The organism is Gracilibacillus salinarum, assembly GCF_022919575.1.
Taxonomy (GTDB): domain Bacteria; phylum Bacillota; class Bacilli; order Bacillales; family Amphibacillaceae; genus Gracilibacillus; species Gracilibacillus salinarum.
Map to the genome: position 1 here is coordinate 4,060,051 of NZ_CP095071.1, position 14,268 is coordinate 4,074,318.

Genomic DNA, 14,268 nt, shown 5'->3' on the forward strand with positions numbered 1-14,268 from the left:
CTGGCACCTTTCCATCATCTAATTACTATCCTTAACCTGCAATAATCGCTGTTTCATCTCATTTTCCATTGTACTAATCTCTTGCTCTGCTTCCAAGCGCTTTCTGCGTCCATCCTCTTGTATCTTGAACACTTCTTCCAGTGTGGAAACCAAATTCTCCTGGGTCGTCTTCAACGTCTCAATATCAACAAGCCCTTGCTCATTCAACTTTGCGGTTTCCACCGTATTGGTCTTTAACATCTCCGCATTTTTCAGTAGAAGGTCATTCGTTGTTTTCGAAACCTGTTTCTGCGCTTCGACGGCATGCTGCTGACGGAACATCGTTAGCGCGATTGCAATTTGATTCTTCCATAATGGAATCGCCGTGAGAATGGATGATTGAATTTTCTCGACAAGTACCTGATTGGTATTTTGAATTAATCGTATTTGTGGCGCGCTCTGAATCGTAATTTGACGACTTAGTTTCAAATCGTGCAGTCGTTTTTCGAGTCGATCTGTAAATTGAATCAGGTCATTCACTTCCTGATATTTCATTTGATCATTTGTCGATTCAGCCGTTTTTCGTAAAGCTGGTATTTCTTTTTCCTGTAATTCCTCCAGCTTCAGTTCGCCGGCTGCAATGTAGACATTTAATCCTTTGAAATATTCCTTGTTGTGTTCATAAAGCTGTTCAAGCACCGAGATGTCCGATAGCAGTCCCTCTTTATTTCGCTCCAATTTCACCGTTATCCGGTCAATTTGGGCACCTGTTTTTTGATATTTAGACAGTGTCTCCTGTACAGAGCTGGATAGCTTGCCGAATAGGCGTTTCAATACATTTTGCTTCTCCGGCTTTAAATCGTCCGGGTTGATCTCATTGAATTTCTTCATTAAGTCACTGATTACTTGGCCGACTTCCCCAACATCCTTCTTCTGGACATGGTCGAGCATCGAATGGGAGAAGGATAATAACTTAGTCTGTGCCTGTGTACCGTAGGAAATAATCGCTTTGTGATTCGTTGGATCAATCTGGGTGGCAAGTGAGCGTGCTCTTTCCTGATCTTCTTCTGGAAGCACATCAATCAGTTTCTTTTCTTCAGGAACTTGCGTATCAGTCTCCCTTTTATGCTCATCAAATGGATTGTTCAATAAATCGTTCATCAAATTATGTTCTTCTTTATTCATGGTAATCCAACCCTTTCTTATGTTTTGCAAAATCTACTTCGAATTGCAGTTGCTCCAAATCGTCGGAGAGAATGTCATAGAGATCCTGCTCGATTTTTGCCTGGATATCTTTTAACGCATGACGTGTTTCTTTCAGCACCAGTTCCATCTCCTTGTTTTTCGCTGGCTGTGATGAGAGCAGGGCATATTTTTCCGTTAACTCTACCGCTGAATCGATATGTGAAAAATAGAACTGGCTGCCTTGATAGAATCGCTTAGGTTCTTTCTTTGTCGTGCGATAAATCTTTCTGGCCACTCGTACCAGATCCATGTTGTCTTTAATAAAAGTGAGATGGTGAATGGAAAATAGCGCTTTTTGCAAACGGCGTATTTTCGGACGAGCTTCTGCCAGATTCTTGCGAATGTAGCGGTAATCCTTTAATGTCAACTGATTATTTTTGAGAAATCGGAAATGACTGATGACCGAAACCAGTCCATAGGTGAGACCAGCCACTATCAATGATAGTAGAGAGGCATACCAATAGGACAAATCTATAGCAAAAAAACTAACGAACCATGTCGTAATCATAACCGGAACAGCGATGAATATTCCGATGACTACTGTTAGCAATTTAAACATCTTCTATCGACTCCTAACTATATCCTTATCTAGTACTACGATTGAGAGAAAGAAAAGTTTCAGTTTTTTTCGGCGTTTATATGCCAAATAAAGAGGGGATAGATTGGCAAGCGAAGCCGTTCTACCGTCAGATATATTTTTTTATTGACAAACATGTATATACAAGATAACATGAAAACGTAATCACTTGTATATACATGTAAAAAGTGAGGAGGAGCGAAAATGAGTAAATATAAAGAACAAGCCGACAAACTACTTGAAAAAGTAGGCGGCAGTGACAACATCTCCGTTGTGACGCATTGTGCTACAAGGATGCGTTTTGTATTGCATGATACAGACAAAGCAGATGTGGAAGCGATTGAAGAGATTGATCTTGTCAAAGGTACCTTTACGTCTGGCGGGCAGTTTCAAGTCATTATCGGTAATGAGGTCGCGACGTTTTATAATGAATTTACCAAAGTTGCCGGTGTAGGAGACAGCTCCAAGGATGATGCAAAACAAGCAGCGAAGCAAAATATGAATGTCCTGCAGCGGATGGTTTCCCATCTTGCTGAGATTTTCACACCGATTATTCCTGCACTAGTTGTTGGGGGGCTGATTCTCGGGTTTCGTAATGTAATTGGTTCCATTGACATGGTCAATGGAGGAACGCAGACGTTAGCAGAAACGTCTCAATTCTGGAAGGGTGTTTATGATTTTCTCTGGTTGATTGGGGAAGCGATCTTCCACTTCTTACCGGTTGCGATTACGTGGGCAATCTCAAGAAAAATGGGAACCACGCAAGTACTTGGTATTGTCTTAGGTATTACGTTAGTATCACCGCAATTATTAAATGCTTATAGTGTTGCTGGAGCCGATTCGATTCCGCAATGGGATTTCGGTTTTGTCCAAATTGATATGATCGGTTATCAGGCGCAGGTTATCCCAGCGATCTTAGCCGGATTTGTTTTAGCTTATTTGGAAATCTGGTTGCGAAAAGTAATTCCAAGTGTTGTATCGATGATATTTGTTCCGTTTTTCGCACTGATTCCTGCCGTGCTGATTGCCCATGTTGTCTTAGGTCCAATCGGCTGGGAGATCGGTTCCTGGATTTCTAATATTGTCTATTCTGGCTTAACTTCAGGTTTTGGCTGGTTGTTTGCCGCGATATTCGGCTTTGCCTATGCGCCGCTTGTCATTACCGGATTGCATCATATGACCAATGCGATTGATTTACAGCTGATGAGTGACTTCGACGGTACGATATTATGGCCAATGATTGCCCTGTCCAATATCGCACAAGGCTCTGCCGTTGTCGCCATGATCTATTTGAATCGTAAAGATAAGCAAGAACAGCAAGTATCCGTACCTGCAGCGATTTCCTGTTATCTTGGTGTAACAGAGCCTGCGCTGTACGGGATTAACTTAAAATATCTTTTCCCATTTTTCGCAGGGATTACCGGTTCAGCAATTGCCGCTGTTATCTCGGTCGGGTCAGGTGTTATGGCTAACTCGATCGGTGTAGGCGGTATTCCAGGCGTACTATCGATTCAAGTCGCAGATATTTTGATGTTCTGTGTTGCAATGGTCGTGGCGATTGTAGTTCCGTTTATATTGACAGTCATACTCGCAAGAACGAAAATTGGTAAGGATGCGTATGAACGACTAGAAAAAAGATAAAGAAAAAGAGAGGATTATCCCTCTCTTTTTCGGTTACAGGTAAGAAAGGATGTAGGACAATGAGCGAACAATGGTGGAAGAAGTCTGTTGTCTATCAGATCTATCCAAAGAGTTTTAGAGATACAACAGGTAATGGCACAGGTGATATTCAAGGAATCATTGAACAATTGGATTATCTGAAGAAACTTGGAGTGGATGTAATCTGGCTGACTCCTGTCTATGCCTCACCACAGAATGATAATGGCTATGATATCTCTGACTATTTTTCGATCCATCCGGAATATGGAACGATGCAAGATTTTGAAGCGTTATTAGAAGCAACGCATCAGCGAGGTATGAAATTAATCATGGATATTGTAGTAAACCATACATCAACTGAGCACGACTGGTTTAAACAATCACAATCATCACCAGATAATCCGTATCGGGATTTTTATATTTGGAAGAATGGCGAAGCAGATCGCCCGCCAACCAACTGGCAATCAAAATTTGGTGGGTCTGCATGGCAATGGGATCAAACATCAGCACAATATTATCTCCACCTGTTTGACGTGACACAAGCAGATCTCAATTGGGAAAATCAACAGGTGCGCTCTGAAGTCTATCAAATGATGAATTTCTGGTTAGACAAGGGTGTGGATGGCTTCCGGTTAGATGTTATCAATCTTATTTCCAAGGATCAGCGCTTTCCGAGTGATGATGCTGGTGATGGCCGCAGGTTTTATACAGATGGTCCACGAGTGCATGAATATTTGCACGAGATGAATCAGCATGTATTTAAAGGGCGTCAAACGATTACGGTTGGTGAAATGTCATCGACAACTTTGGAGGACTGTATTGCTTATTCCAATCCTGATCGTGAAGAGTTAGACATGACGTTCAATTTTCATCATTTAAAAGTCGATTATCCCGATGGCGAGAAATGGACAAAAGCTGATTTTGATTTTCTCGAATTAAAACAAATCCTATCAAAATGGCAGGTTGGTATGCAGCAGGGCGGTGGCTGGAACGCCCTCTTCTGGTGTAATCATGATCAGCCACGTGTCGTTTCACGATTTGGAGATGACGAAGAGTATCATAAAGAATCTGCCAAAATGCTGGCCACCACGATTCACTTGATGCAAGGGACACCTTATATTTATCAAGGGGAAGAAATAGGAATGACCAACCCTAAATTTGCATCGATTGATCAATACCGGGACGTCGAATCGCTGAATATGTATGATAGTAAAAAAGCGGAAGGCATGACGAAACAGGAAATCATCGAGATCTTACAAGAGAAATCACGAGATAATTCGAGAACACCGATGCAGTGGAATAGTACGGAAAATGCAGGATTTACTACTGGCACACCATGGATTAACGTAGCGGATAATTATCCGGACATTAATGCCGAACAAGCGATTGCGGACAGCGATTCTATTTTTTATCATTATCAACAGCTGATCGCACTAAGAAAAGAATACCAGGTCATCACAGATGGTACTTATCAGTTGCTGTTGCCTGATCATCTTGCAATTTTTGCCTATGTAAGAGAAAATGAGGAGGAATGGATGCTTGTCGTCAATAATTTTTATGACAAGCGTGTCGTTTTTACATTACCAGAGGACATAGACGGATTTGATGGATCAGGTGAAGTGATACTCACGAATTATACGATGGAAGATCGTGCGGTTGATCAGCGGGAACTTCTGCCTTATGAGTCATTCGTCTATTATCAAATGAAGAAATAAGAGGATTGCCAGCATGCAGAATAAGTATATGATTATTTATCAAGACATGGTAAAACAGATTGACATCGAAGCCTATAAACCGAAGGAATTTTTGCCATCTGAAAATGAACTGACAACCAAATATAACACATCGCGTGAAACGATTCGAAAGGCGTTAACATTACTGGCGCAAAATGGCTATATCCAGAAGATAAGAGGGAAGGGGTCTGTCGTGATTGACAGGAGTAAGTTTGATTTTCCGGTGTCTGGACTTGTCAGCTTTAAAGAAGTTTCCGAGAAAATCGGACAGCAACCGGAAACGATGGTGCACGCCTGTCAGTTAATCGATGCTCCTCCGGACATAAGCGAACACTTGAAATTGAAAGAAGCAGAACGAGTCTGGCAAGTTTGCCGTATTCGATCTTTTTCAGGAAGCAAGATTATTCTCGATAAGGATTATTTGCTGGAACGTTTTGTCCCACATATGAGTGAAGAAATCGCACAGGATTCCATTTACGCCTATATTGAAGGGGAGCTGAACCTTACGATCAGCTTTGCCAAGAAAGAGATTGTGGTCGAGGAACCAACGGAAGAAGATCGATCATTGCTGGACTTAGACGGCTTCCATAACATTGTCGTGATCAAAAACTATGTGTATCTGGATGACGCCAGTCTATTTCAATATACCGAATCGCGACACCGGCCGGATAAATTCCGTTTTGTTGATTTTGCGAGGAGGAATCATTGAGGGAGCAGTAGCTTAAGGTTACTGCTCTCTTTTATTTCGTTATAATTAAAACATGAAGGAACTATTTATAGTGAAGCTGCATTTAAGAAAAGATGTGTCGTCTATACACATCTTTTCTTTTTTTTAGTTCAGTTTGAATAACTAAGTCAAACTATTCATTCCGTTTATAAAAAAACAGTAAAAAAGTCCTATTGATATTTTTTTGTCTTAAAAAAGAGTAATTATACATTAAAAAACAGTATTGAGGTGGCTAATATACTTTTTTATTATCTTATATAGTAAGCGTTTTCAAGTTGTTGTTTTAAGGGGGTGTTATGAATGTGATGAAAAATAATGACCTTTCCATCCATCAGTTTTTAAGGCATTAGCACTATTAAAGGAGGAGATTGTTTGAAAAAGATGGCTATCATCTTATTAGCACTAATTGTTATTCTGCCACAGAGTAGCATCAGTACATTAGCTGCGACAAATGAAGAAACAAAGGTAGAGAAGAATACTACTGATTCTGAAAGTGTGTCACAACACCCAAGGGTCTATGTCAAAGATGGCGATCGAGATAAAATATGGGAGAAGATAGAGAAATATGACTGGGCAGAAGAAGCCTATGAAAATATTCGTTACGGAAAATGGAACAATTTTTATGATATTGAATATCAATCTGTTCAACATTATGTTGAATTACATCAAGAAGACCCTGATTGGATGAAATCAAGGATGGCAATGTATTGGAAAGAAGGTGAGCATTATACTCAAACGTATGTTAAGGACCAGAACTTTGATTATGGCGAGGGTAACGCTCCGGTTCCAACCGTACGAATGCCTGGTATGAGAACATGGAATAGTTATATAAATCCGCCTTTAGAAGATATTATTCCATATAACGAAACAGGAGAGATGTTAGCAATTGATAGAGATGATAGAGAAGCGGGTTTAGTTAAAGTTCCATATGAAGAGACAGGTCATATGGTGAGATATAACAATAGAGATATTTTGGAGACGGTAGAGCGAGCTTCTTTCCTTTATTGGCTAACAGGTGAGGAGGATTTTGCGGAGTTTGCATCCAGTGTGATATGGCAATGGGTTTTAGGTACTTATTATATGAATCCGCCATTAGATCCAGATCAGTCACTTGGTGGTCCTGGCGGGTATGAACCAGGTGGGATTAGTGGCTATTATGATTATGAAGTCATTCATGATGACATAGCCAAGCTGGCAGCAGTAAGTTATGATTTCTTGTATGATTACTTAAAAGAGAACCCAGATCCTCATTTAAAAGAATTAGACATGGGTGTCACAGATATATTCTCAGAAGTATTTAAACGTTTTATCGATATTGGGTTAGTTCGCGGTCATGCAGAAGGAAATTGGAACACTAATACGTGGAACCAGATTATGAATCTAATTTTAGTGTTGGAAAATAATGATTACTATGAAGATGGTAAAGGGAGAGAGTATTATTTAGAGTATTTAAATAAAGATACGGAGTTTAGTGGTTCCCTCGATAAAATTATGGAAACCTATAATCCAGATACAGGTTTATGGCCCGAATCGCCAACATATGCTCTTGGAACGATAAGTGTAGTATTAGGTTGGGCAGTTCCATTGAAGAATGTAGGAACAGACATAATAGACGGTGTTCCTATTATAGAAAAAGCAGCGAATGCGATTTTCCCATGGATGGACCCAAGAGGGAACATCGTCGTTCTAGGTGATGGTAGAGGTGGAACAGCGGATTTAGAAGTTTTAGAACGATTATTATCTTATTATACGCTGACGGGCAATGACCAAAAAGCAAATGTAATTGCAAATTCAATTAATGAAGCAATAGATTCAGGTGTTTACGAGAATAGAGGTGTTGTAACGGAATGGCAAGGGTCTCAAAGTAACTGGGTTGGATTGGCAACATATGTAGGGGATCTTTCCGATACGGATACTTCTACAGAAAAGAAAGAAATGCGGACCGCATATTCAGATTTCCACCGTCATATTACAATGAAAAATAAAAATGACATAGACAATGGGCTTATGGCAACGTTGTACGGAGGAAGAGATGGGGCGCACTTAAATAAACAAGGACTTGCAATGCAATTATATGGTAAGGGCTGGGCACTTGGTGTTGATTCTAAAGCATACGAGTCCTATTGGAGTGATGACTATGGTTATCATTCAGGACCCGCTGGAGCCAATACTGTTGTACCTGGATATACACACGGAGAATTGGAAATCAACGCACTAGAACCAGCGCCTGCAACTGGTGAGTTTACTAATGGTAACCAAATATCTGAAAACTATCAATTCTCTGACGTTACAGCTGATGAAAAAAGAAGATTGGTAAGCATTGTTAGAACGTCAGCAAATACTGGATACTATATAGATATTTTTCGATCAGACCAGCAAAATAACGACTATATATACCATAATCTAGGAGACAAATTGGAAGTCAATAATACATCTGGTGACGCATTGAATATGACAGAAGTTGATGGGTTTGGGGAAACGACCTATGAGAATTATGACCTTTTTAACAATCACAAAAGTGTAGCAAATAATCAAGATTTTAATGCGAAATGGACCATTAATGGATCAGACTCTTCACCGGACATCGTAATGGACATGTGGATGAAAGGACAGGAAGGAAGGACGATTTATCAGGTTGATGCACCACCAACTACTTATTTGTCGAACGTTAGTCCAGAAGGAGTGAATAGTGCTCCTGAAACGACTCCAACTTTAATTGTGAGACAAACAGATAATAATGCAGCTTCTGCACCATTTGTATCTGTATTTGAACCATATGAAGGCGAAAATAAATCTATTAAAAAAATATCCGACTTATCATCCAAAGATAATTATGCAGGTATATTAGTTGAGAGTAAAGCACTTAATGAAGAGTTAGAAGGTAGAAAGGATTATATTGTTAGCTCAAGTGACGGTGCGGAATACACACCAGCTGATGATATGTCCTTTAGTGGTATGTATGGTATTGCATCAGAAAATGATAAAGGTTTTAAATCTTTATACCTTGGCACTGGTAAAATGATTCAAAAGGATCGATACAAAATCGAATCAGCAGATGGGGAAAGTATCGCTGCTGGTATAGATAAAAAAGATGGTGATCTTTATTATTCAGCAGATGGAAATGTAAGTATTACTCTTCCGTATAACTCTGAAGAAAATATAGATGAAACTAAAGTAGTAATCTATTATACGGATACGGAAGGGAAATTAGTTGAGGCTGAGAGCAATGTTAATTCAAATGACAAAACAGTCACAGCTAATTTACCACAAGGATATGATCAGCGAATATTTGTGGCAGAGTCTCTAAAATCTGTAATAGAGGACACTAGAGAGCTGTTTGAAGAATCAGAAGTAGGAGAAAAACCCGGACAATATACACAATCATCGAAAGAGGAACTTGGAACAGCAATCAGTTCAGCTCAAAGTATATTGGAAGAATTGAATAATACGAAGCCAATAGTGATGGAAGCAATAAAAGAATTAAAAGAAACTGTTGCAAACTTTTTGGTATCAGTTAATCCTAAATTAGATACCACAAAGTTACAGTCAGTTATAAAAAAGGCAAAAGATTTACTCGTGAATGCAAAGGTTGGGGAAGAACCAGGACAGTACCCTGAATCAGCGAAAGATACGTTTGAAACGGCGATTAAGGTTGCTGAAGGTGTTCTAGAAGATAACGGCGCAATTCAAGCAGAAGTGACAGCAGCCGCTAGCAAATTGAACAAAGCTATTACAGATTTCGAGGCTGCTGTCATTACTTCTGAAGATACTGACCAAGGTCAAACAGATGATAAGGGCAATAATGAAGAACAAAAAACAGACGAGGATAGTGAGAAGGAGCAAGTATCAGATAATGGATCAGATAAAGGAAAAGATCCACAAGATAAACTTCCTGATACTGCCACATGGTTGTTCAACTTAATACTTGTTGGTACTTTGTTGATTATCTTTGGTGCAAGTTTGGCGTTATTTTCCTATAGAAAGAAGGGTATATCAAAATAAAAAGTAGCTTTAGTCGGTAAATTTGCCAAGAGGTAAAAATAATAAAAAAGATGCTCATGATTTTGAAGATTGTGAGCATCTTTTTTTTTGAGCAATCTCAACTAGTATAAAAAAAGATACATAGTAACGATATAGAGTTATACTTGTAGAAGAATATACTCCCTTACTAGATAAAATAGGACACTTTAGAATGTGCAGTTTTTTTAGATGAAGTTCTTTTTTTTAGTGAATATATCTTAGAGGGTATTGTTTTAAACTTATTTTAATTAGAATTATTTATAAAAAGAGATAAAACAAGGAGGGAATAAGATGAAACTACAGGGTCTTTCAGGTGGGATTTATTCCATTTCATTATGGATATCGCGGCTTGCAATATTAAATGTACTATGGATTTTAGGTGTAATCACTGGCTTAGTAATAATTGGTTTCGCACCAGCTACAGTTGCTTTATATACGTTACTAAGAAGAATAGTCATACAAAAGCAAGATGTTTCAGTTATTCGTAGTTTCTTAAGCGTTTACAAAAAACAATTTGTCATTGCGAATAAATATGGTTTGCCTATTGTAATGCTGGGTGTTTTTCTGTATTTGGATTTTCTTATTGCTTTCCAATTTGATCATTGGACAATGACGATACTTCAAGTCATCTTAATCTCTCTAGGAATTGTCTATATCATGATTACTACATTTCTTTTTTCTGTACAAGTTCATTACGAAGTAAGTATATTAGCAAACTGGAAAAATGCCTTTATATTAGCGGTGTTACACCCATTGACTGTAATCACAAATCTATTAATTTTTATCATCATTGGTTATATTACGCTATTAATACCAGGCTTACTTATTTTCTTTAGTTTTAGTATAATGGCTTTGGTTAATGTTGTGCTCAGCTTTCACAGATTGGAGAGACATGACCAGCAAATGATAGAAGAGAAAGCGTGAGGCAGATGAAAAAACGTAACCTGGGGATTTTTATAAAATTCACTTTTGCTTTTATTACGGTAGGTATCATTCCCTTAATGATTTTAAGTTACCTTTCTATTTCAACCGTTTCCAATCAGGTGGAGAGGCACACTATCAATAATTATGAAGAAATACTTGACTATTCATCTACTCGAGTGGCCGATATCTACGAGACCTATAATTATATAACAAAGCTAATGTATACCTATAATTTACCGGAGTTTGGGCGGGTTCATGATGTGATTAATAAACAAGATCAAATGTCCAGTTATCGGACAGAACGTGCGATTGATGACTTTCTTCGTACACTACTGAATACCGATCAATATATTAAAAATGTCACTTTAGTACCTACCTTTGATAGAGTACCGCGTTATCACTCCCGTAATGCTAATCAGTTTATCCAAGAAAATTACACATTGTATGAGGATCATCAGGATGAATTAGAGGGAAATTATAATCAATTAACGATATTGCCGGTTCATCAAGACGATTATTTTGCTAATACCAAGGGTTACGTGATTACCTTCGCTCGTAACTTACTGGATAGCAGAAATATTATAACAGAGAATTCAGATATTCAAGGAACGATTTTTATCGATATTGATTTAGCAGTCTTCGAAGAAATTTTCAATGATTTGAATTTTGAACCATCTGATCAGGTATACGTATTGGATGAAGAGAATCAAATTATTTACAGTAGTAAAACTGAGCTAATTGGCAAAGAAATGAGTGGAGTAGTAAATGAAATATCTGACAATCATTTTCAGTTAACAGAGGATGTTGATGAACTTGGCTGGAAGGTTGTTGCGGAAATGGAAAGACAATCACTTTTTGACCGACTTTCTGGTACGTTGAAGGTTATTCATATTGTCATTATTGGGGCGATGTTGGCATTAATTATCGTTGCACTTTTTTTCTCCAGACGCTTTGCTCAACCAATTAGTCAAATGACAAAGTTAATGAAAAAAGTAGAGTCAGGAAAGCTCGATGACCGACTGACTATGAAACGTAAGGATGAAATTGGTCAGTTAGCAGATGGACTTGATCATATGCTGGATAGTCTGAATCAGTATATTAGCAAAGTATATATCGCTCAAATTAATCAAAAACAAGCTGAATTAAATGCGTTGCGCAGTCAAATCCAGCCACATTATTTATACAATACGTTAGAAGTGATTCGTATGAGCGCGGTAGATCAGGATGCAGATGAGGTAGCAGAGATGATTCATTATCTGTCTACGCAATTAAAATATATTATGGAACATAATGACGATGTAGTACCTCTTGAAAAAGAGTTGAAATACGTAGAAGCCTATTTAAACTTAATTGCATATCGTTATGAAGATCGTATCCGTTATCAAATAAATAAAGATGACGCTGTCTCATCGTTACAATCGCTTCCAAAACTAACGATCCAGCCAATTGTTGAGAATGCCATAATGCACGGCTTAAAAGAGAAGAACGGCAATGGGACAATTGAAGTAGCGATTGAGAAAAAAGATCAATGCTGTGTCATTTCTGTTTTAGATGATGGTGTCGGCATGGATCACGATGCTGTAAACTCTTTAAATTCTTATCTCTATAACAAGCAAGTTACAATCGATAAAAAAAATAACGGTATCGGCCTAAAAAATATTCATCAACGCATTTTTGAATTATATGGTAATCCTTTTGGAATAGAAATCGAAAGTAACAAGTATATTGGCACACAGGTGAGAATCATACTCCCAATTCAGGAGGTGCAGTAATGTATCGAGTAGTAATAGCAGATGATGAACCAATTATAATTAGGGGATTGAAGAAATTAATTAAGTGGAAGGAAGAAGGCTTTACTGTAATAGGTGAGGCGAATAATGGGGAAGATTTATGGCAGGAGACACTTGTTAAAGAGCCAGATTTAGTTATTACAGACATCTCTATGCCAAGAATGACGGGGATTGAGTTTATAAAAAAATTGAGAGATCAAGAGTTGGATACGAACGTGTTATTTATCAGCGCATACGAGGATTTTTCCTATGCGAAGGATGCTCTTCAATATGGGGCTAAAGGATATGTAATCAAGCCGATTGACAAAGAAAAGCTTCGAAATGAAATCAAGCAGATAAAACAAGGGTTAGATCAAAATAAAATAAGCATACAAGAAAAAGAACAACTAGTTAATCTAAGAAATAAAGACAATGAAAAGAAATTATTAGAAGTGGTGCAGCAATTTGCTGATAGAGCTATCACAAACGATTACTACCAAACAGAAATAACAAAAGCATTTAAAAATCAGTGTTATACAGTCCTTTCTATTTCATATGATAGCTCTATTACATACCATGGAACAGAAGCGATGTGGAACGAAAATCAAGAGCGACTACTTTTGTTTTCGATTCGAAACGTGCTCGAAGATTTGACAAGATCAAATGAGTTTAAACTCTTTCAATTAGAGCAAGCGGAATCTAGTCTTTTATTTTTAATAAATCACAATAACACGGGGGATGTGTTACACCTTATACAAAGACTTTGTAAAAAGATAAAAGATTTATTAGGAATCCATATGTTTTGTGGCATAGGCGATACTGTTAAAAATATAAAAGATTTGCACCAGTCCAAAAAAACATCTTTATTTTACGCGCAATATTATTATTTTGTTGCCCCAAGTCAGTTAATAGAAAGAGATATTCTGCCGGAATTTAATCAGAAAATTTCATCCGAAAATCTAACAGAAAACCGAGAATTACTATATCATGCAATTTTGAAACAAAATAATTCAGAATTACAGAATGTCATCGGAAACTTTTTTGAATGGCTCACCGTTATCTCATCCGGCAAAAAGGACATTGTAGTGAGTACCTGTTTTTCAATAGTAAGTGAGTTAAAGGAAACATTTCGAAAAATAGGAATCAATATTTACCCCGATCAAAAAAATGTTACTTTGTTAAACAAGTTACATGAGTTGCGTACGTTTCATGAATTGAAAGAATTTATTGTCGAATTAGCACAATATATACAAAATGAACTAGCAAAGCAAGAGACGATCAACGAGAATTATCAATTAAAAACGATTTTAGAATATATTGAAGCACATTATTATCAGAATATTACATTAGATTCGATGGCCAAAAAAGTGCATATGAATCCATATTATTTCTCCAGTTTTTTCAAAAAACATACCGGTCAGAATTTTAAGAAATATTTAACGAAAATAAGAATGGATAACGCGATGAATTTGCTCCTTACCAGTGATTTATTAATCTATGAAATCGCAGAAGAAGTAGGTTATCGTAATGTCAGACAGTTTAGCGATATGTTTAAAAAATATTTTGGAAAGTTACCTACAAATTATCGACAATCCAATCTAGCTAAAAAAACCTAACCTCTGACTTAAAAAAGAG

Annotated in this window: 9 protein-coding genes; 7 read left to right on the plus strand and 2 right to left on the minus strand. The window is 37.6% G+C overall.

From position 1 onward, the window contains the following. Positions 1-18: 18 nt before the first annotated feature. Positions 19-1,164 (minus strand): toxic anion resistance protein, encoded by a 1,146-nt coding sequence (locus tag MUN87_RS19195; RefSeq protein ID WP_244742959.1) that lies wholly within the window; start codon positions 1,162-1,164, stop codon positions 19-21. Then, positions 1,157-1,783 carry a 5-bromo-4-chloroindolyl phosphate hydrolysis family protein gene (locus MUN87_RS19200; protein ID WP_244742962.1) on the minus strand — a complete coding sequence of 209 codons (627 nt, stop codon included), beginning with the start codon at positions 1,781-1,783 and terminating at the stop codon, positions 1,157-1,159. Before MUN87_RS19200 ends, MUN87_RS19195 begins: the two co-directional genes overlap by 8 nt. A 222-nt stretch (positions 1,784-2,005) precedes the next feature. On the opposite strand from MUN87_RS19200, the gene treP reads away from it, so the two are divergent. The 7 genes from treP to MUN87_RS19235 all read left to right on the plus strand — a co-directional run bounded on the left by treP (position 2,006) and on the right by MUN87_RS19235 (position 14,249). Then, positions 2,006-3,442: a PTS system trehalose-specific EIIBC component gene (gene treP, locus MUN87_RS19205; RefSeq protein WP_244742964.1), complete on the plus strand. Its 1,437-nt coding sequence runs from the start codon at positions 2,006-2,008 to the stop codon at positions 3,440-3,442. 59 nt (positions 3,443-3,501) lie between these two features. Continuing rightward, entirely contained in the window at positions 3,502-5,175 is a 1,674-nt protein-coding gene (gene treC / locus MUN87_RS19210) for an alpha,alpha-phosphotrehalase (RefSeq protein WP_244742967.1), read from the plus strand. A 13-nt stretch (positions 5,176-5,188) separates the two neighbouring features. Continuing rightward, a complete protein-coding gene (treR, locus tag MUN87_RS19215) occupies positions 5,189-5,902 on the plus strand; it encodes a trehalose operon repressor (protein WP_244742970.1) in 714 nt (237 codons plus the stop codon). A 399-nt stretch (positions 5,903-6,301) separates the two neighbouring features. Next, complete coding sequence (locus tag MUN87_RS19220) at positions 6,302-9,922, plus strand: FIVAR domain-containing protein (RefSeq protein ID WP_244748016.1); 3,621 nt, start codon at positions 6,302-6,304, stop codon at positions 9,920-9,922. Positions 9,923-10,231: 309 nt separating this feature from the next. Then, a complete protein-coding gene (locus tag MUN87_RS19225; protein ID WP_244742972.1) occupies positions 10,232-10,864 on the plus strand; it encodes a YesL family protein in 633 nt (210 codons plus the stop codon). A 5-nt stretch (positions 10,865-10,869) separates the two neighbouring features. Further along, positions 10,870-12,636, plus strand: coding sequence for a sensor histidine kinase (locus tag MUN87_RS19230; protein WP_244742974.1), 1,767 nt, complete (start codon positions 10,870-10,872; stop codon positions 12,634-12,636). Continuing rightward, entirely contained in the window at positions 12,636-14,249 is a 1,614-nt protein-coding gene (locus MUN87_RS19235) for a response regulator transcription factor (RefSeq protein WP_244742977.1), read from the plus strand. Before MUN87_RS19230 ends, MUN87_RS19235 begins: the two co-directional genes overlap by 1 nt. Positions 14,250-14,268: the final 19 nt, after the last annotated feature.